The following is a 17,016-nucleotide window of genomic DNA, read 5'->3' as shown; positions in this document are numbered from 1 at the left end:
CTCCTCGCCGTTATCATGTTTTTTTTACTTTTCCACATTGTCCACAACCTATGGATAAAACTATGCACAACAAGTCCCCACCCGACGGCCATTCCGCTTGCCAAACAAAAAAGAGCAGACCGCCTGCCCTAAGCGATCCGCTCTTTAAAAGGATTTTTAACTTGAGAAAAGTGCGTTTTGGGCCGGTTTTTCGTCAACTACCCCCACTTAGCTAACGCTTGAAGTGGGGGCTTGCAACTCCCCAGAAGTGCAAACGGACTTCATCCTCCTTCCTTGACTTGGGGTTGCATCAGGGGGCAGGTTGACGACTACCCAACGACGCAGGTCATGCCTGCATCGTTACCGATTCTCTCGGTGTGTCTGTTGGCAGTACTTGGCTTCCACACACAACAGACGGACCTACGCTCGATGTTTTACGGTTACAACGTTTCCTGTAACCAACTCCATACATCGAGTAGCAGTTATTGGAGTGCCTTTATTGAACGGTTTTCTCCACGCCTTTATTATATCATACACAAAAGAAAGGGGGAACGCGCATTCCTCTCCCACTTACTCCCTTTGGTCGTTGAAGTGGGAGTCTCCTGCGCGAAATAGGATGAAATCCCCAACCTCCTAGAAGGCCGGTGACAAACTGCTGTCACGAGCAAATCAACGGCATTTCGCCAAAAAAGAAGGCTGATTCCACAGTTTTTCTCTAATTGAGAAACAAGTGGAGCTAGCAGTATTTTGTACTAAATCACCGACCTTCTAGACAAGCGGCAAGCTTGGATTGGCGTTGAGCGCCAAATCAGCCCGCTTTCCTTGTTGATATAACACGGTTCCCGCAACGGCAATCATCGCCGCATTATCGGTGCATAGCGATAACGGTGGGATGACAAGCTCCACATCGGGGAGCTCTTTCATTTTCTCCTGCAGTGCAGCCCGAAGCCCGCGGTTGGCCGCCACCCCACCGGCGAGCAGCACTTGTCGTACGCCGTATTCTTTGGCGGCCTGCACCGTTTTCGTCACCAGCACATCGACGACGCTGGCCTGAAAGCTCGCGGCCATCTGTCTCGGATCGATCTCCTCGCCGCGCTGCTTCGCGTTGTGGAGCGCATTGAGAACCGCTGATTTTAAGCCGCTGAAGCTGAAATCATACGAACCTTCCTCAAGCCACGCTCGCGGCAAATCAATCACGGGCTCGCCCTCATGAGCCAACCGGTCGATGTGCGGTCCTCCTGGGTACGGAAGGCCTAAAGCCCGCGCCACCTTGTCATACGCCTCACCAGCAGCGTCGTCGCGCGTCTCGCCAATGACTTGAAACGCCCCGTGGCCTTCCATGTAAACAAGCTCCGTATGCCCGCCGGAAACGACAAGCGCCAACAGCGGAAATTTCATCTCCGCCACGAGCTGGTTGGCGTAAATATGACCAGCAATATGATGCACCCCGATGAGCGGCAACCCGTGGGCAAACGCGAGCGCCTTTGCGGCGTTCACCCCGACAAGGAGCGCCCCAACCAACCCCGGTCCGGCCGTCACCGCAATGGCATCAAGCTCGGAAAACGATACGCCAGCCTGCCGCATCGCTTCCTCCATGACGAGTGTAATTTGTTCGACATGATGGCGCGAGGCAATTTCCGGCACAACACCGCCAAACCGCCGATGGCTTTCCATTTGCGACGCCACAACATTCGATAAAATCTCTTTTCCGTTTTTCACCACGGCCGCCGCTGTTTCATCGCAGCTCGTTTCAATACCTAGTACATGCACGTTTTCATTCATGTCAGTTTCACCCACATCACTAGCGCATCTTCAAAATTGTCCGGATAATACCGTTTGCGGATGCCGCCATTGCGAAACCCAAGCTTTCGGTACAACGACTGGGCGACATGGTTCGAGACGCGCACTTCCAGCGTCATCGTCGCCGCCCCATGCTGCTTGGCTGTTTCCATAAGGCGGCGCATAAGCGCTTCGCCGAGTTTTTGTCCGCGAAACTGTGGCAGCACAGCGACATTCGTCACATGCGCTTCATCAATCACGAGCCACATCCCCGCATACCCGATGATCCGTCCGCGGTGCACCATGACAATATATTTCGCGTAACGATTGTACATCAGTTCATTATAAAAAGATTCCCGGCTCCACGGCGCGGTAAACGACGCCTGTTCGACTTGCACGACCTCATCGATATCATGAATGGTCATCGGCCGGAATTGCACATCGATCCCCATCGTCCCCGTCCCCTTTTTGTTTCGCAAGCCATTTCGCTTCCGCTTCCGCAAGACGGATGTAATTCGGCACAAACGTATGCGGATTCTCATGTTCTTTCTCTTTTCCGAGCATGATGAGCTCACTTGGCCGCGGCAATGTCAACGGCGGCGGCGTCATGAAAAACCGCCCGCCCAAGCGGCTCCGAAACAGCTCACTATATACCGGCGCATCGGCCCCGATGAACAATACATCCTCTCCCCGTCTGCGTAAATGATCGGCCCACTCGTCCGCCGCCACAATCCGGTCCGCTTCAAGGCATCGGAGCGCGCCGTCCTCGTACCGGTACAACCCGGTGTAAATTTGTCCGCGCCGCGCGTCAAACAGCGGGACGAGCAAACCGGGGAAATACCGGCCATTAGCGGCGAGCACCTCTAAACTCGAGACGCCGGCTATCGGAATGCCGAGCGACCAAGCGAGCATTTTCGCAATGGTGACACCGATCCGCACCCCGGTATAAGATCCAGGGCCTTTCGCAACAACAACTAAATCAAGCTCATTGGGCGCCATTCCGCACTGCCGAAGCAGCGACTCAATGGCCGGCATCGCCCGGACAGAATGATCTCTTTTGACACTCGTAATGAATTCCCCTTTAATAACATCCCCATCCGCCACAGCAATGCCTAGCGGCATATTCGATGTATCAATCCCTAATATTTTCATGACGCAAAAATCTCCTTGCATAGCTGTTCATAGCGCCACCCTGACGGCTCAAAGACAAGTCTCCGTTCATCGCCGCCATGGCGAAACAAAGAAACGGTCAGCCGCTCCTCAGGCAACTGCCCCGCAATCAAATGGGCCCACTCGACAACCGCAACACCATCACCGTTAAAATATTCATCAAATCCGAGATCCTCCCATTCGTCTTCAAGCCGATACACATCCATATGATAAAGCGGCAGCCGCCCATCATACTGCTTGATAATCGTGAAGGTCGGGCTGTTGACGTTTTGTACAATGCCCAGCCCCTCGGCAATCCCTTTCGTAAACGTTGTTTTTCCCGCACCTAAATCTCCCTCTAACGCGATGACCATCCCCGGCTGAAGCCGTTCTCCGAGCCGGCGTGCAACCGCCTTCGTCTCTTCCGGAGAATGCACGGTAAGTTCAAACTGCTTCATGGTGTTCCACCTTATTCCATTTTATCATCTTTGCTTCCGCTTTTGAAATTTTACCATAAGGAACGGCAACGTTGCCACTGCCGGCGCCAAAAAAACAGCCATACAAAACAAAAGGACTGCCCTACTAAGGCCATATTGAGCCTCCCGGGCAGTCCTGAGATCAAACTCGCAAAACAAAAAGAAAAAAGGGAATTAGGCGTGTTGCTACTCCCTGGTGAATAAGATTGCCTAGCAGCGACCTACTCTTGCAGGGGCGCTGGCCCCAACTACCATCGGCGCTGGAGGGCTTAACTTCCGTGTTCGGGATGGGAACGGGTGTTTCCCCTCCGCTATCACCACTAGGCAAGCGATTCAGTTTTGACATCATTTATTATACTTAAAAAATAAATGTTGTCAAGAAGGAAAGTCATTCCTTCAAAACTAGATAACCGTTTCAGGAAGAAGCCGAGGCGAACCGCTCGCCTGCGCTTTTCGCTGTCTAGTTCCGGCCGCCATCGGCTCGCGACGCTTCGGTCCTGCTGCGGCGACGACAGCCTCCTCGCAGGCCCTCCAGCGCGTTTCGCCGATAAGCGGGCGGCCTCCACTTTTCTAGGTTAAGCCCTCGATCGATTAGTATCCGTCAGCTCCACGTGTCGCCACGCTTCCACCTCGGACCTATCGACCTCGTCATCTTCGAGGGATCTTACTCGCCTGACGCGATGGGAAATCTCATCTTGAGGGGGGCTTCACGCTTAGATGCTTTCAGCGCTTATCCCGTCCGCACATAGCTACCCAGCGGTGCCCCTGGCGGGACAACTGGTACACCAGCGGTGCGTCCATCCCGGTCCTCTCGTACTAAGGACAGCTCCTCTCAAATTTCCTGCGCCCGCGACGGATAGGGACCGAACTGTCTCACGACGTTCTGAACCCAGCTCGCGTACCGCTTTAATGGGCGAACAGCCCAACCCTTGGGACCGACTACAGCCCCAGGATGCGATGAGCCGACATCGAGGTGCCAAACCTCCCCGTCGATGTGGACTCTTGGGGGAGATCAGCCTGTTATCCCCGGGGTAGCTTTTATCCGTTGAGCGATGGCCCTTCCATGCGGAACCACCGGATCACTAAGCCCGACTTTCGTCCCTGCTCGACCTGTCCGTCTCGCAGTCAAGCTCCCTTGTGCCTTTGCACTCTCCGAATGATTTCCAACCATTCTGAGGGAACCTTTGGGCGCCTCCGTTACCTTTTGGGAGGCGACCGCCCCAGTCAAACTGCCCGCCTGACACTGTCTCCCACCCCGCTAAGGGGTGCGGGTTAGAACTTCAATACCGCCAGGGTGGTATCCCACCGCCGCCTCCACCGAAGCTGGCGCTCCGGCTTCCCAGGCTCCCACCTATCCTGTACAAGCGATACCAAAATTCCATATCAGGCTGCAGTAAAGCTCCACGGGGTCTTTCCGTCCTGTCGCGAGTAACCTGCATCTTCACAGGTAGTATAATTTCACCGGGTCTCTCGTTGAGACAGCGCCCAAGTCGTTACACCTTTCGTGCGGGTCGGAACTTACCCGACAAGGAATTTCGCTACCTTAGGACCGTTATAGTTACGGCCGCCGTTTACTGGGGCTTCGGTTCGCACCTTCGCTTCCGCTAAGCGCTCCCCTTAACCTTCCAGCACCGGGCAGGTGTCAGCCCCTATACGTCGCCTTTCGGCTTCGCAGAGACCTGTGTTTTTGATAAACAGTCGCTTGGGCCTTTTCACTGCGGCTCGTTCGGGCTCTTCACCCAAACGAGCACCCCTTCTCCCGAAGTTACGGGGTCATTTTGCCGAGTTCCTTAACGAGAGTTCTCCCGCGCGCCTTAGGATTCTCTCCTCGCCTACCTGTGTCGGTTTGCGGTACGGGCACCTCTTCCCTCGCTAGAGGCTTTTCTTGGCAGTGTGAAATCGGGGACTTCCGGATGACTCCGTCGCCATCACCGCTTGGCCTTACAATCCGCGGATTTGCCTACGGATCAGCCTTGCGGCTTGGACAGGCTCTTCCAGCCGCCTGCTCGCCCTATCCTCCTGCGTCCCCCCATCGCTCAAACGGGAAGGAGGTGGTACAGGAATCTCAACCTGTTGTCCATCACCTACGCCTTTCGGCCTCGGCTTAGGTCCCGACTAACCCTGAGCGGACGAACCTTCCTCAGGAACCCTTAGGCTTTCGGCGCAGAGGATTCTCACCTCTGTTTTCGCTACTCATACCGGCATTCTCACTTCTAAGCGCTCCACCAGTCCTTCCGGTCTGGCTTCAACGCCCTTAGAACGCTCCCCTACCGATGACCAACGGTCATCCCGCAGCTTCGGCGGCACGTTTAGCCCCGGTACATTTTCGGCGCAGAGTCACTCGACCAGTGAGCTATTACGCACTCTTTAAATGGTGGCTGCTTCTAAGCCAACATCCTGGTTGTCTTTGCAACTCCACATCCTTTTCCACTGAACGTGCACTTTGGGGCCTTAGCTGGCGATCTGGGCTGTTTCCCTCTCGACCACGGATCTTATCACTCGCAGTCTGACTCCCGGGCATAAGTCGTTGGCATTCGGAGTTTGACTGGGTTCGGTAACCCGATGAGGGCCCCTAGCCCAATCAGTGCTCTACCTCCAACACTCTCCATCCCGAGGCTAGCCCTAAAGCTATTTCGGGGAGAACCAGCTATCTCCAAGTTCGATTGGCATTTCACCCCTACCCACACCTCATCCCCGCACTTTTCAACGTGCGTGGGTTCGGGCCTCCAGCCGGTGTTACCCGGCCTTCACCCTGGACATGGGTAGATCACCTGGTTTCGGGTCGACGACGACGTACTTTTCGCCCTGTTCAGACTCGCTTTCGCTGCGGCTCCGCCTCTTCGGCTTAACCTCGCACGCCATCGTCACTCGCCGGTTCATTCTACAAAAGGCACGCCATCACGCATGAACGCGCTCTGACTACTTGTAGGCACACGGTTTCAGGTTCTCTTTCACTCCCCTTCCGGGGTGCTTTTCACCTTTCCCTCACGGTACTGGTGCACTATCGGTCACTAGGGAGTATTTAGCCTTGGGAGATGGTCCTCCCTGCTTCCGACGGGATTTCCCGTGTCCCGCCGTACTCAGGATCCGCTCGGGAGGGAACGAAGTTTCGACTACAGGGCTGTCACCTTCTCTGGCCGGCCGTTCCAGACCGGTTCGTCTACCCCGTTCCTTTCTCACTCCCACAATGAGCGGTCCTACAACCCCAAGAGGCACGCCTCTTGGTTTGGGCTGTTCCCGTTTCGCTCGCCGCTACTCAGGGAATCGCGTTTGCTTTCTTCTCCTCCGGGTACTAAGATGTTTCAGTTCCCCGGGTGTGCCCTCCATGCCCTATGGATTCAGGCATGGATACTGCCCCATTACGGACAGTGGGTTCCCCCATTCGGACATCTCCGGATCGACGCTTGCTTACAGCTCCCCGGAGCGTTTCGGCGTTTGCCCCGTCCTTCATCGGCTCCTAGTGCCAAGGCATCCACCGTGCGCCCTTTCTAGCTTAACCTACAGCGCTCTCGGCTTCTTCCTTTGCGTTTCCGGTTATCTAGTTTTCAAGGAACGAGACTGCTTCTTGAATTTGCTTCTCTGCAGTCTTGCGTCGAGGAATTCGGCTTCTCCGAATCCGCTTGTAGACGCAGACGCAAACGAAGCTACTTCCCCGAACCTGCTAGCAGACGCAGGCACAGGCGCTTTTGAAGGAATTTCTCATTCCTTCAAAACTGAACGAAGCGACTGCCTTGAGTCTGCTTCCTTGCAGCTTTGCGCCGAGGAATCCATCTTCCTTGAATCTGCTAGAAGACGCAGGCGCAAAACAAGTGAAGGAATTTCTCATTCCCTCAAAACCGAACGAAACGAAAGCGCTGTGTATCGACAGTTGGCCATTGCGGCCTCCGCTTTTCGTCCTTAGAAAGGAGGTGATCCAGCCGCACCTTCCGGTACGGCTACCTTGTTACGACTTCACCCCAATCACTTGCCCCACCTTCGGCGGCTGGCTCCCTTGCGGGTTACCTCACCGACTTCGGGTGTTGCAAGCTCTCGTGGTGTGACGGGCGGTGTGTACAAGGCCCGGGAACGTATTCACCGCGGCATGCTGATCCGCGATTACTAGCGATTCCGGCTTCATGCAGGCGAGTTGCAGCCTGCAATCCGAACTGAGAGCGGCTTTTTGGGATTCGCTCCCCCTCGCGGGTTCGCAGCCCTTTGTACCGCCCATTGTAGCACGTGTGTAGCCCAGGTCATAAGGGGCATGATGATTTGACGTCATCCCCACCTTCCTCCGACTTGTCGCCGGCAGTCCCTCTAGAGTGCCCAACCGAATGCTGGCAACTAGAGGCGAGGGTTGCGCTCGTTGCGGGACTTAACCCAACATCTCACGACACGAGCTGACGACAACCATGCACCACCTGTCACCCTGTCCCCCCGAAGGGGGAACGCCCAATCTCTTGGGTTGTCAGGGGATGTCAAGACCTGGTAAGGTTCTTCGCGTTGCTTCGAATTAAACCACATGCTCCACCGCTTGTGCGGGCCCCCGTCAATTCCTTTGAGTTTCAGCCTTGCGGCCGTACTCCCCAGGCGGAGTGCTTATCGCGTTAGCTGCAGCACTAAAGGGTGTGACCCCTCTAACACTTAGCACTCATCGTTTACGGCGTGGACTACCAGGGTATCTAATCCTGTTTGCTCCCCACGCTTTCGCGCCTCAGCGTCAGGTACAGGCCAGAGAGCCGCCTTCGCCACTGGTGTTCCTCCACATCTCTACGCATTTCACCGCTACACGTGGAATTCCGCTCTCCTCTCCTGCCCTCAAGTCCCCCAGTTTCCAATGACCCTCCACGGTTGAGCCGTGGGCTTTCACATCAGACTTAAGAGACCGCCTGCGCGCGCTTTACGCCCAATAATTCCGGACAACGCTCGCCCCCTACGTATTACCGCGGCTGCTGGCACGTAGTTAGCCGGGGCTTTCTCGTGAGGTACCGTCACCGCGCCGCCCTCTTCGAACGGCGCCCCTTCGTCCCTCACAACAGAGCTTTACGACCCGAAGGCCTTCTTCGCTCACGCGGCGTCGCTCCGTCAGGCTTTCGCCCATTGCGGAAGATTCCCTACTGCTGCCTCCCGTAGGAGTCTGGGCCGTGTCTCAGTCCCAGTGTGGCCGGTCACCCTCTCAGGCCGGCTACGCATCGTCGCCTTGGTGAGCCGTTACCTCACCAACTAGCTAATGCGCCGCGGGCCCATCCGCAAGTGACAGCCCAAAGGCCGCCTTTCAACCGAAGACCATGCGGTCTTCGGTGTTATCCGGTATTAGCTCCGGTTTCCCGGAGTTATCCCGGTCTTGCGGGCAGGTTGCCCACGTGTTACTCACCCGTCCGCCGCTGACCAAACAAGAGCAAGCCCTCGTTCGGTCCGCTCGACTTGCATGTATTAGGCACGCCGCCAGCGTTCGTCCTGAGCCAGGATCAAACTCTCCAAAGAAAGTTGATTGGCTTTTGCTTCGGCCCATGCGGACCTCCGCTTTTCGTATTGTCCAGCTTCGGTCCGCCGCCGCTCGGGGTCAAATAACCTTCGCCTTCCGGGTGCAAGCACCCTTGCAGGCGAAGAACATTTGCCCGTCGCGGCGACCCGCGGACCTCCGCTTTTCGTCGCGCTTCGTTTCGTTCAGTTTTCAAGGAACAAGGTAACTTCCTGCATTTTTCTCTTCTTGCTTCTTCGTGGAGCGGGTGATGGGAATCGAACCCACGACATCAGCTTGGAAGGCTGAGGTTTTACCACTAAACTACACCCGCATATCATTTAGTTGAACATCCGCCACGCTGCTTCCATGCCCCTTCCTCTACCAGCTGATTCATAGAAGCCAGATGCGTCGGGGCAACTCGAAGCCAATTCGATGATGCCGATGCTCGTGGCTGAGGTTTTACCACTAAACTACACCCGCATATGATTTCGAACCAACATCCGCCACGCTCTTCCGTGCCCCTTCCTCTGCAAGCACATTCAAAGACGCTGGATGCGTCGGGGCAACTCGAAGCGGATTCGATGAGGCAGTGCTCGTGGCTGAGGTTTTACCACTAAACTACACCCGTATAGCAATTGATGAAGATATTCAAATCGGGAAGACAGGATTTGAACCTGCGACCCCATGGTCCCAAACCATGTGCTCTACCAAGCTGAGCTACTTCCCGATCATGGCGCGCTCGAGAGGATTCGAACCCCTAACCTTCTGATCCGTAGTCAGATGCTCTATCCAATTGAGCTACGAGCGCATTTTTAACAGCAAATTTTATTATAACAACCACTCATTATTTTGTCAACATGATGTTTTGGTTTAGTGAAATGCGGTCGAGAGGACTTGAACCTCCACGGGGTTGCCCCCACTAGGCCCTCAACCTAGCGCGTCTGCCATTCCGCCACGACCGCGTATGAACTAATCAGTGCGGGTGGAGGGACTTGAACCCCCACGCCGTGAGGCGCCAGATCCTAAGTCTGGTGCGTCTGCCAATTCCGCCACACCCGCAAATGGTGAGCCATGGAGGACTCGAACCTCCGACCCTCTGATTAAAAGTCAGATGCTCTACCTACTGAGCTAATGGCTCATGGTTAGGTATACACTCACAGTGAACGATGTCCCTTCCTCTGCTAGCGTATTCGAAGATGCACGATGCGTCGGGACAACTCGTAGCAAACTCGATGATGCATCGCTCGTTGCTCTACCTACTGAGCTAATGGCTCATAGTTGGGTATACACTCACAGTGAACGATGTCCCTTCCTCTACTAGCATATTCGAAGATGCAGGATGCGTCGGGACAACTCGAAGCGAACTCAGCGATGCAAAGCTCGTTGCTCTACCTACTGAGCTAATGGCTCATAATACTTTCTTTCCCACCGATTTGGCAAGCTTGCGGGTATGTATAGCGATAAAAAATGGCTGGGCCAGCTGGATTCGAACCAGCGCATCACGGAGTCAAAGTCCGTTGCCTTACCGCTTGGCTATGGCCCAGCGATTGGTGTAATGGCGGTCCCGACGGGACTCGAACCCGCGATCTCCTGCGTGACAGGCAGGCATGTTAACCACTACACTACGGGACCGCAATCCGCGGGAAACCCCCGCGCTGTAAGTGACCCGTACGGGATTCGAACCCGTGTTACCGCCGTGAAAGGGCGGTGTCTTAACCACTTGACCAACGGGCCATGCGACTATTGAAAGTGGCGGAGAAGGCGGGATTTGAACCCGCGCGCCGTTAAGTCACGACCTAACGGTTTAGCAAACCGTCCCCTTCAGCCACTTGGGTACTTCTCCAAACACTGGCTCCGCAAGTAGGATTCGAACCTACGACCTACCGGTTAACAGCCGGTTGCTCTACCGCTGAGCTATTGCGGAATGATGAAGAAATTATATGCTATACTCCACGATGTGCTCGTTGCCTCTTCCTCTACCAGATAATTCAAAGAGGCAAGATGCGTCGAGGCAACTCGTAGTGAATTCGATGATGCTAATGCTCGTCGCTGAACTATTGTGGAACGGATCAGATTTCCTACACTTTCACAATCGACATTGTTTATTATATTGAGCTGTCGACTCTTTGTCAACATGTTTTTTGCTGTTTGTTTCATCGCCGTTTGGCGACGGCTTTTATAATTTAGCATATGGCCAATTTAATTGTCAACCACTTTTTTTGCAAAATGTGATACTGCTCTCTTTTCGAAGAGGACGTTCGCATATCCGGGCCGTGATACAAGAGCTCCATAAAAAGCTTCGTTTCCTTCGGGAAAGACACGGCGGATGTTCCTAATAGGGTTCGGCATAAGCAAGGAAGCGTTCAACGGCGTTGGTTCGCTAGTTTAAGCCGCCCGCGGCAGTTCCCGCAGACGTAGCGGGCGGTGTTCATGCGCTTTTTTCGAGTGTACGTCAGGCCGCAAGATGTGCAAATGTATGTATAGATCGTTTTCGACCTGTCTGTTTTTTGGCCGATTGGACGACAATAGCGAGGCGCCCCCACTTTTTGCAGCAGTTCGCGGAAGTCGCGGTCGCGATGGCGGTAGCCTTTTCCCTCAAGGTGCAAGTGGTAATGGCAAAGCTCATGTTTGATAATGGCGATCAATTCTTCCTCGCCGAACTGCTCGTAATGTTTTTGATTGAGCTCAATGTTATGCGTCTGCAACATGTAGCGCCCGCCGGTAGTGCGCAAACGAGGGTTGAAGAAAGCGGTATGGCGGAACGGCTTGCCAAATGTGCTCATGGAAATTTGTTCAACGAGCGCTTGCAAGCGTTTTTGATCCATGACAGGCGCCCCCCTTTTTATGTTTTCAGCACAGGACAATGCGCAGCTACATACATTATATACTACCTTTCCGCATCAGGGGGTGGACGATGTGCCTACATGGCTAAAAAATCAAATGAGACGAGCCTATTATGAGAAAAACCGGGATCAAATCAAGTTGTTAAACCAATGCTGGTTTTTTTATCGGAGAAAGCACTGTTCGTAACATGTGTTTGAGGCTGTCCCTGCTGTTCATTGGGCAGTACGGGACAGCCTCTCCAGCTTATTCCGGCGGAAGCATCGATAATGAAATTCTTCCTTTCGCTGCATCAACCCTTTCCACCCACACTTTGACGACGTCGCCGACGGAGACGACATCAAGCGGATGGCGGACGTATTGTTTGCTTAGCTTGGAAATGTGCACGAGCCCGTCCTGTTTGACGCCGATGTCGACAAAGGCGCCGAAGTCGACGACGTTGCGCACCGTTCCTTCGAGCTCCATGCCTGGCTTTAAGTCTTCCATTTTCAAAACGTCTTTTCGCAATATCGGCTTGGGCAGCTCGTCGCGCGGGTCGCGCTCCGGACGGCACAACGCGTCAATGATGTCGCGGAGCGTCAGTTCCCCGATGCCGAATTCGGATGCCGCTGCTTTCACATCGATGGCTTGCAGCGCTTGGCGAAGCTCATTGCTGCCAATGGCGGCGGTTGTAAATCCTAACTTTTGCAACAACTGCTTCACTTCCGCGTACCGCTCGGGGTGAATCGGCGTGCGGTCAAGCGGTTCGTCGCCGTCGACAATGCGCAAAAACCCGATGCATTGCTCATACGTTTTCGCCCCAAGACGCGGGATCGTTTTCAGCTCCTCGCGGCTGCGGAATTTCCCTTGCTCTTCGCGGCGTTTGACAATGTTTTCGGAGACGGTTTTCGTCAGTCCCGAGACGTATTGGAGCAACGAAACGGACGCCGTGTTGACGTTGACGCCGACTTGATTGACGACCGTCTCCACGACGAAACGGAGCGACTCCGCCAGCTTTTTTTGCGACACATCGTGCTGGTATTGGCCGACGCCAACCGATTTCGGGTCAATCTTCACCAGTTCGGCGAGCGGGTCTTGGACGCGGCGGGCGATTGAGACCGCGCTCCGCTCTTCAACTTGCAAGTCGGGAAACTCGGCGCGCGCAAGGTCGGAAGCCGAGTAGACGCTCGCTCCGTGTGAGTAAAATATTTGTGGGTGACATTCAGGAATGATTCCCCGACGAGGGTTGCGAACTTTTGTTCGCGACGCTCGTCGGGGCCACCAAGCGAAGCGCGGTAGAAAAAAGCAAATGTCATGCAAAAAGGACTCTCTCCCTGCTATGATGGTGATGACCAACATCCATAAAACAGGAGGGAGAGAGTCCATGAAACATCTTACCACAGAATGGCCTTTATTAAAAGAGCTGGAGGAACAATTAGTCAGAACTCTTCAAAAGGTGTTCGCTGTCTTGTTGGCGGCCCTTTTGGAGGAGATTGATCAACAACTGGCGGAAGCGCGGGACAAGCGCCGGTATCAGCTGAAAGACAAACGGCCGACTACGATCCAAACGCTGTTTGGAGAAGTGACGTTTCGACGGAACTACTACTATGACCGGCAAACGGGGAACTATACCTTCTTGCTGGATGCCGAATTAGGCTTTGATGGGGCCCGATCGATCAGTCCTTGCCTCGAGGAAACGGCGGTCGAGTTGGCCGTAGAGTGCTCTTCCTACCGCAAAGCGGCCCGTACGTTGGAGTCGATCGTGGGGTATGCGGTCATGAGCCACGAGGCGATTCGCCAACTGGTGCTGGAGGCCCCTGTCTCGCTGCACCACCCTGTTTCCCAACGGCACGGCCGAGTGCTGTTTGTGGAGGCGGATGGGCTGTTCATTTCCCGCCAGGGGAAAGGGAAACGGGCGAAAGAAGAGAAAATCCTGGCGGTTCACGAGGGATGGAAACGAAACGGTTCGCAGCTCGAGCTCGTGAACCGGCGCCACTACCTCCATGAAGGGGCGGGAGACGTGTGGGAACGGTTTGAGGAGTGGCTGATGAACGAATATGCCTATGACCCGTGCCGGGACCTTTTGATCATCAACGGCGACGCGGCGTCGTGGATCACAGCCTGCCGGGAGTATTTTGGGAAGCGGGCGTGCTTTCAGCTGGATCGATTTCATGTGGCGCGGGAGCTGCGTCAGTGTCTGTCCGGCCATCCGCGTTGGCGGGAGGTGCGGAAGAAGCTGGCGAAACAAGACGAAGAGGGGCTTCTCGTGGAGCTGAACAGCGCGGTCGGCACGTTGGAGGACGAAGGCAAAGAACAACAGCTGGCCGCCTTGATTCGCCGGATCGAGTCGATGCCGGGATGCATCCGGGACTATCGGGAGTGGCTGTCGGAGCAAGGGGTGGAGACGACCGGCATGCGTCCGATGGGCCACGCCGAGAGCGTGATGAGCCGGTTTGCGCATCGGGTGAAATCCCGCCGCAGCTGGAAAGACCAAGGGCTTCGGGCGTTTCTGAGGGCGATGGCGGCCCGAATCGACGGGATCGGGTGGAGAAAGGGACGGTGGGAGGAGCAAGAGCCCCAGTCGGCCGTCTCGGCCTCAACAAAGTCCAAGCGGATCGAACAGGCCAAACGGAAGGCCGGACGGTTATGGGCAGATGTGGTGCGTCAGAATCTACCGTGTCTGCAGCGGTCATCCGGGACGCCGATCCATCAAGCGTTGTCGGCGCTCCGGGATGGTGGTTGGGTGTAAAAAAATGGAATACAATATCATCACTTCAAGATGAGGGATGAGAGTCCGAAAGCGCTTACGATATTAATTCCTGAAAATGGTTCTATAACTAGTGATTGACAACACCCGTAGTGAACCGAAAAAATGTTCTCCACAAAGTCTTGACTGACTCGCTCGCTCCTGCTTCATTGACAATCAAATAAAAGATATCGCGTTGCACATGCTTCAGCGTGTCGGCGACAAACTGTTCAGTTTCCCGAGAGGCTGTTCCGTTGCCGATGGCGATCATATCCACATGATAGTCGTCAAGTAAACGAAGAATCTTTGTCCTCGCTTCATCCTTTTTCTCTTGCGGCGGGTGTGGGTAAATGACATCGATATGAAGCAGCTTCCCTGTTTCATCAACAACGGCGAGCTTGCACCCAGTCCGATAGGCTGGGTCGATGCCGAGCACCGTTTTTCCTTTCAATGGCGGCTGAAGAAGCAGTTTGCGTAAATTCTCGGCAAAAATATGGATCGCCCGCTCTTCCGCCTTTTCTGTCAGCTCATTGCGGATGTCGCGCTCAATGGCGGGCTCCATCAGCCGTTTGTATCCGTCTTCCACCGCTTCGGCCACGACGGGAGCGGCCGGGGACGCCTCGTTGACGATCGTTTGCCGCTGCAAATAGCGGATGATTTCTTCGGCAGGCGCTTGGACCGAGACGCGCAGCACCTCCTCTTTTTCGCCGCGGTTTAGCGCCAAGACGCGATGGGGGACGATTTTCGCCACCGGTTCTTCGTAGTCGTAATACATCTCGTATACGTTTTTTTCGTCCTTCTCCGACGCCTTCGCGGTGGACACGATCATCCCTTTCCGCCACGTCTGTTCCCGCGCCCATTGACGAAGAGCGGCATCGTCGGCCACCCGCTCGGCGATGATGTCCTTCGCCCCTTGCAGCGCCTCGTCTGCCGTTGCGACCCCTTTTTCTGTATCAATGAACGCCCGGGCCTGCTCTTCCGGAGCTGGGGCGGCAGGGCAGGAAAGAAGCCAATCGGCAAGCGGCTCAAGCCCTTTTTCTTTCGCAATCGTCGCCTTCGTGCGCCGCTTTTGCCGGTACGGGCGGTACAAATCTTCGACTTGCTGCAGTTTCGTGGCGCTGATAATCGCGTTTTTCAGCTCTTCGGTCAATTTCCCTTGCTCATCGATCAGCCGAATGACCTCTTCTTTCCGCTGCTCTAAATGCTGCAAATACTCCCAGCGCTCAAGCACCGCACGAATTTGCACTTCATCGAGCGCCCCCGTCATCTCTTTCCGGTAGCGGGCGATAAATGGAATCGTATTTCCTTCCTGATGCAGGGTGATGACGTTTTCAACTTGTTTGGCTGCCAGCCGTTGTTCAGCAGCGATCGTTTGAATCAAACGCTGTTCAATCGCCAACCCGTTCCCTCCTTATGCACAGCCTTGAACGTTCTCCCATCTACACTCACTCCTGAAAATGAGCAATGTTTGCAAACAGCTGCCCGCTAGACCGTCTCTGCGTATTCCACACTTCGGCCGCCTTCCGAAGACGGCAAACGACGTTTCTTCACGCAACATATTCCGGGCGGCACGATGTCCCAGCCGCAACCGCACCGCAATCCGGGCGCGCCCGCTGATCTTTTGTCCATTCGAAGCAAGAGGAAGCCATCATTCCCCGCCGGTTGCACCGAGCTTGGGGCAGGGAGAGAGTTCCGGACCGGGGATGACAAAAAAAGAGCTACTTATTCGTAGCCTCTTTGTGAAAGAATACACATAAATGCCAATAGAGGGGACAGACCGTTCCATGAGCCGATCTGCCCGTTTGGCCGGTGAGCCGACATCGCTGCCATGAGGCGTTGCGCACCCATGCTGCTTCCACGCGCATCGATTGATCTTCCCACAGCAACACTTGCTGTTTTGGCGTCCCTCACGTTGAAGCGGAAAGATTTCCTTGCGCTTGCTTCAAAAGTCGATCAGTCCTAGGCTGATTTGCAGCGCTTCATCGACTTTGTCCATCATCTCATCATCCAGGTGGGTGATTTTGTCAGTCAGCCGCTGCTTATCAATCGTACGGATTTGTTCAAGCAAAATGACCGAGTCCCGCTCAAACCCGTAACGCTTCGCATCGATCTCGACATGCGTCGGCAGCTTTGCCTTTTGGATTTGCGCCGTGATCGCCGCTACAATAACCGTTGGACTGAAGCGATTGCCGATATCGTTTTGGATCACCAACACGGGGCGGACGCCGCCCTGCTCTGAGCCAACAACCGGGGAAAGGTCCGCAAAATACACGTCGCCACGTTTGACAATCAAAGCATTACCCCCCGCTAACTAAGCGTTCAACGGTGTGGTCGGCCTCGTATTCAGCATGAAACGCTTCAGAAGCAATAGATAAATTGATTTTCGCCATTTCCATGTAGCCACGTCTCATCGCTTCGCGAATTTGCCGCTTTTTCCGCTCCCGGATATACATTTTCGTCGCCTGGTAAATAAGTTCATTGCGATTGCCGTTCTCCTGTTTGACGAGGACGTCGAGCTCCGTCAGCAGCGACTGCGGCAAACGAACGATGATTTCCGTTGTTGCGCCAGATTCCGACACAAATATACACCTCCACGAACTGCAGCCATTCATTGCTTCCACTTCATG

The 17,016-nt window shown here is 54.7% G+C and carries 9 protein-coding genes, 11 tRNA genes, 3 rRNA genes and 2 pseudogenes; 2 read left to right on the top strand and 23 right to left on the bottom strand.

Features of this window, described 5'->3' with window-relative positions; genetic code table 11:
* Positions 1-747 precede the first annotated feature (747 nt).
* The 19 genes from tsaD to ACR1UW_RS03115 form a co-directional block, all read right to left on the bottom strand.
* Positions 748-1,761, bottom strand: a complete 1,014-nt coding sequence (gene tsaD / locus ACR1UW_RS03205; RefSeq protein WP_277392280.1) for a tRNA (adenosine(37)-N6)-threonylcarbamoyltransferase complex transferase subunit TsaD — start codon at positions 1,759-1,761, stop codon at positions 748-750.
* A complete protein-coding gene (gene rimI, locus ACR1UW_RS03200; RefSeq protein WP_033010040.1) occupies positions 1,758-2,210 on the bottom strand; it encodes a ribosomal protein S18-alanine N-acetyltransferase in 453 nt (150 codons plus the stop codon). The genes tsaD and rimI overlap by 4 nt, the downstream gene beginning before the upstream one ends.
* The gene (gene tsaB, locus ACR1UW_RS03195) at positions 2,170-2,910 is read right to left on the bottom strand and encodes a tRNA (adenosine(37)-N6)-threonylcarbamoyltransferase complex dimerization subunit type 1 TsaB (RefSeq protein ID WP_033010043.1); all 741 of its coding nucleotides are present in this window, start codon (positions 2,908-2,910) and stop codon (positions 2,170-2,172) included. The genes rimI and tsaB overlap by 41 nt, the downstream gene beginning before the upstream one ends.
* Positions 2,907-3,365 carry a tRNA (adenosine(37)-N6)-threonylcarbamoyltransferase complex ATPase subunit type 1 TsaE gene (gene tsaE / locus ACR1UW_RS03190; RefSeq protein WP_033010045.1) on the bottom strand — a complete coding sequence of 153 codons (459 nt, stop codon included), beginning with the start codon at positions 3,363-3,365 and terminating at the stop codon, positions 2,907-2,909. The genes tsaB and tsaE overlap by 4 nt, the downstream gene beginning before the upstream one ends.
* Positions 3,366-3,591: 226 nt before the next feature.
* Positions 3,592-3,708: ribosomal RNA gene (gene rrf / locus ACR1UW_RS03185) — 5S ribosomal RNA — on the bottom strand.
* Positions 3,709-3,954: 246 nt separating this feature from the next.
* Positions 3,955-6,882: ribosomal RNA gene (locus tag ACR1UW_RS03180) — 23S ribosomal RNA — on the bottom strand.
* A gap of 402 nt (positions 6,883-7,284) precedes the next feature.
* Positions 7,285-8,843: ribosomal RNA gene (locus tag ACR1UW_RS03175) — 16S ribosomal RNA — on the bottom strand.
* Together the 16S, 23S and 5S rRNA genes with 11 tRNA genes alongside form the textbook arrangement of a ribosomal RNA operon.
* A 237-nt stretch (positions 8,844-9,080) precedes the next feature.
* A tRNA-Gly gene (locus ACR1UW_RS03170) sits at positions 9,081-9,154 on the bottom strand.
* A 322-nt stretch (positions 9,155-9,476) separates the two neighbouring features.
* Positions 9,477-9,550: transfer RNA gene (locus tag ACR1UW_RS03165), tRNA-Pro, on the bottom strand.
* 4 nt (positions 9,551-9,554) lie between these two features.
* Positions 9,555-9,631: transfer RNA gene (locus ACR1UW_RS03160), tRNA-Arg, on the bottom strand.
* Between the two features lie 71 nt (positions 9,632-9,702).
* Positions 9,703-9,785, bottom strand: a tRNA-Leu gene (locus ACR1UW_RS03155).
* A 15-nt stretch (positions 9,786-9,800) separates the two neighbouring features.
* Positions 9,801-9,882 (bottom strand) — tRNA-Leu (locus ACR1UW_RS03150).
* A 3-nt stretch (positions 9,883-9,885) separates the two neighbouring features.
* Positions 9,886-9,961, bottom strand: a tRNA-Lys gene (locus tag ACR1UW_RS03145).
* Positions 9,962-10,291: 330 nt separating this feature from the next.
* Positions 10,292-10,366, bottom strand: a tRNA-Gln gene (locus ACR1UW_RS03140).
* A gap of 13 nt (positions 10,367-10,379) precedes the next feature.
* A tRNA-Asp gene (locus tag ACR1UW_RS03135) sits at positions 10,380-10,455 on the bottom strand.
* A 30-nt stretch (positions 10,456-10,485) separates the two neighbouring features.
* Positions 10,486-10,557 (bottom strand) — tRNA-Glu (locus ACR1UW_RS03130).
* Between the two features lie 16 nt (positions 10,558-10,573).
* Positions 10,574-10,666, bottom strand: a tRNA-Ser gene (locus ACR1UW_RS03125).
* Positions 10,667-10,672: 6 nt separating this feature from the next.
* Positions 10,673-10,747, bottom strand: a tRNA-Asn gene (locus ACR1UW_RS03120).
* A 439-nt stretch (positions 10,748-11,186) separates the two neighbouring features.
* Complete coding sequence (locus tag ACR1UW_RS03115) at positions 11,187-11,648, bottom strand: SprT family protein (RefSeq protein WP_033010304.1); 462 nt, start codon at positions 11,646-11,648, stop codon at positions 11,187-11,189.
* Between the two features lie 91 nt (positions 11,649-11,739).
* Between ACR1UW_RS03115 and cmpA the strand changes: the two genes are divergently transcribed.
* A complete protein-coding gene (cmpA, locus tag ACR1UW_RS03110) occupies positions 11,740-11,853 on the top strand; it encodes a cortex morphogenetic protein CmpA (protein WP_089135018.1) in 114 nt (37 codons plus the stop codon).
* 57 nt (positions 11,854-11,910) lie between these two features.
* Here cmpA and ACR1UW_RS03105 read toward each other — a convergent pair.
* A pseudogene (locus tag ACR1UW_RS03105) lies at positions 11,911-12,840 on the bottom strand (helix-hairpin-helix domain-containing protein); the annotation flags it as partial.
* A gap of 187 nt (positions 12,841-13,027) precedes the next feature.
* On the opposite strand from ACR1UW_RS03105, the gene ACR1UW_RS03100 reads away from it, so the two are divergent.
* Positions 13,028-14,392 carry an ISLre2 family transposase gene (locus ACR1UW_RS03100; RefSeq protein ID WP_498932867.1) on the top strand — a complete coding sequence of 455 codons (1,365 nt, stop codon included), beginning with the start codon at positions 13,028-13,030 and terminating at the stop codon, positions 14,390-14,392.
* Positions 14,393-14,543: 151 nt separating this feature from the next.
* Here ACR1UW_RS03100 and ACR1UW_RS03095 read toward each other — a convergent pair.
* From ACR1UW_RS03095 to ACR1UW_RS03085, 3 genes and pseudogenes are all read right to left on the bottom strand, one after another.
* Positions 14,544-15,788: pseudogene (locus ACR1UW_RS03095) on the bottom strand (Tex-like N-terminal domain-containing protein); the annotation flags it as partial.
* 543 nt (positions 15,789-16,331) lie between these two features.
* On the bottom strand, positions 16,332-16,682 hold the full coding sequence (gene ndoA, locus ACR1UW_RS03090; RefSeq protein WP_003253417.1) for a type II toxin-antitoxin system endoribonuclease NdoA: 351 nt from the start codon (positions 16,680-16,682) through the stop codon (positions 16,332-16,334).
* Between the two features lie 4 nt (positions 16,683-16,686).
* Positions 16,687-16,968 carry a CopG family ribbon-helix-helix protein gene (locus tag ACR1UW_RS03085; RefSeq protein WP_033010302.1) on the bottom strand — a complete coding sequence of 94 codons (282 nt, stop codon included), beginning with the start codon at positions 16,966-16,968 and terminating at the stop codon, positions 16,687-16,689.
* Positions 16,969-17,016 lie beyond the last annotated feature (48 nt).

The organism is Geobacillus lituanicus, from assembly GCF_050994965.1.
In the GTDB taxonomy this organism is placed as follows: domain Bacteria; phylum Bacillota; class Bacilli; order Bacillales; family Anoxybacillaceae; genus Geobacillus; species Geobacillus stearothermophilus.
The sequence above is the reverse complement of the archived record's forward strand: the minus strand, read 5'-3'. Positions and strand labels throughout refer to the sequence as shown.

Bases quoted from the DNA above. Each gene is read 5' to 3' on its own strand.
- ACR1UW_RS03115 (WP_033010304.1), bottom strand. From the start codon at position 11,648: ATGGATCAAAAACGCTTGCAAGCGCTCGTTGAACAAATTTCCATGAGC.
- tsaE (WP_033010045.1), bottom strand. From the start codon at position 3,365: ATGAAGCAGTTTGAACTTACCGTGCATTCTCCGGAAGAGACGAAGGCG.
- ACR1UW_RS03100 (WP_498932867.1), top strand. From the start codon at position 13,028: ATGAAACATCTTACCACAGAATGGCCTTTATTAAAAGAGCTGGAGGAA.
- rimI (WP_033010040.1), bottom strand. From the start codon at position 2,210: ATGGGGATCGATGTGCAATTCCGGCCGATGACCATTCATGATATCGAT.
- tsaD (WP_277392280.1), bottom strand. From the start codon at position 1,761: ATGAATGAAAACGTGCATGTACTAGGTATTGAAACGAGCTGCGATGAA.
- tsaB (WP_033010043.1), bottom strand. From the start codon at position 2,910: ATGAAAATATTAGGGATTGATACATCGAATATGCCGCTAGGCATTGCT.